Source organism: Methylobacterium sp. 285MFTsu5.1 (assembly GCF_000383455.1).
Lineage (GTDB): Bacteria > Pseudomonadota > Alphaproteobacteria > Rhizobiales > Beijerinckiaceae > Methylobacterium.
Map to the genome: position 1 here is coordinate 1 of NZ_KB911351.1, position 1,651 is coordinate 1,651.

1 rRNA gene is annotated in these 1,651 nt (G+C 56.3%); it reads right to left on the reverse strand.

The window, feature by feature from the left end:
* Window positions 1-1,519, reverse strand: a 23S ribosomal RNA gene (locus H288_RS0131895); the annotation flags it as partial.
* Window positions 1,520-1,651 lie beyond the last annotated feature (132 nt).

Sequence of the window (1,651 nt, forward strand, 5' to 3'; positions counted from 1 at the left end):
CCCCTTCACCGCCTGACCAATCCGATAAGGTCAAACGATACACGGCATCCGTCACCATCCGCTGGCCGGGGAATGTTCGCCCCGTTCCCATCGACTACGCCTTTCGGCCTCGCCTTAGGGGCCGGCTAACCCTGCGCAGATTAACTTTACGCAGGAACCCTTGGACTTTCGGCGAGAGTGTCTTTCACACTCTTTGTCGTTACTCATGTCAGCATTCGCACTTCCCATACCTCCACGGCCCCTCACAGGTACCGCTTCGCAGGCCTAGGGAACGCTCCGCTACCGCGCATCAAAGATGCACCCGAAGCTTCGGCTCGTGGCTTGAGCCCCGTTACATTTTCGGCGCAGGACCCCTTATTTAGACCAGTGAGCTGTTACGCTTTCTTTAAAGGATGGCTGCTTCTAAGCCAACCTCCTGGTTGTTTTGGGAGTCCCACATCCTTTCCCACTTAGCCACGAATTGGGGGCCTTAGCTGTCGGTCAGGGTTGTTTCCCTCTCCACGACGGACGTTAGCACCCGCCGTGTGTCTCCCGAGCAGTACTCTCACGTATTCGGAGTTTGGTTGGGTTTGGTACCGCTGTGGGCGGCCCTAGCCCATCCAGTGCTCTACCCCGTGAGGTATTCACTCGAGGCGCTACCTAAATAGCTTTCGCGGAGAACCAGCTATTTCCGAGTTTGATTGGCCTTTCACCCCTAGCCACACGTCATCCAAGACCTTTTCAACGGGCACTGGTTCGGACCTCCAGTGGGTGTTACCCCACCTTCATCCTGCACATGGCTAGATCACTCGGTTTCGGGTCTAAAGCCACGAACTGAACGCCCTGTTCAGACTCGCTTTCGCTGCGCCTCCACCTATCGGCTTAAGCTCGCTCGTAACTTTAAGTCGCTGACCCATTATACAAAAGGTACGCGGTCACCCAGGACGAACCTTGGGCTCCCACTGTTTGTAAGCATCCGGTTTCAGGTGCTGTTTCACTCCCCTCGTCGGGGTGCTTTTCACCTTTCCCTCACGGTACTGGTTCGCTATCGGTCGCTGAGGAGTACTTAGGCTTGGAGGGTGGTCCCCCCATGTTCAGACAGGATTTCACGTGTCCCGCCCTACTCGAGTCCTGTGTATCGTCCGTCCCGTACGGGGCTGTCACCCATCGCGCCGGCCTTTCCAGACCGTTCCGGTAAACTCAACACAGGCACTGGCCTGATCCGCGTTCGCTCGCCACTACTGACGGAGTCTCGTTGATGTCCTTTCCTCCGGGTACTGAGATGTTTCAGTTCCCCGGGTTCGCTTCAAACCCCTATGAATTCAGGATTTGATACCTTCATGTGACCAACCGTATGAGAGCCGCAGGTGACGTGAGTCACATGCAGCCGCCATACGGAAGGTCGAAGGTGGGTTTCCCCATTCGGAAATCCCTGGATCAAAGCTCGTTCGCAGCTCCCCAAGGCTTATCGCAGCGTACCACGTCCTTCATCGCCTCTCAGCGCCAAGGCATCCACCGAATGCTCTTAAGGCACTTGATCGCTCTCGTGATCGATGTCCGTCGCTGATCCGACAGCCGTAAGGCTGGCTGATCAGCGCGACACGGTCACAAAAAGACCAGTGATCAGATCGTTTCCGATCCGATCACCGTATGCTTGCCGAACATGACCGCC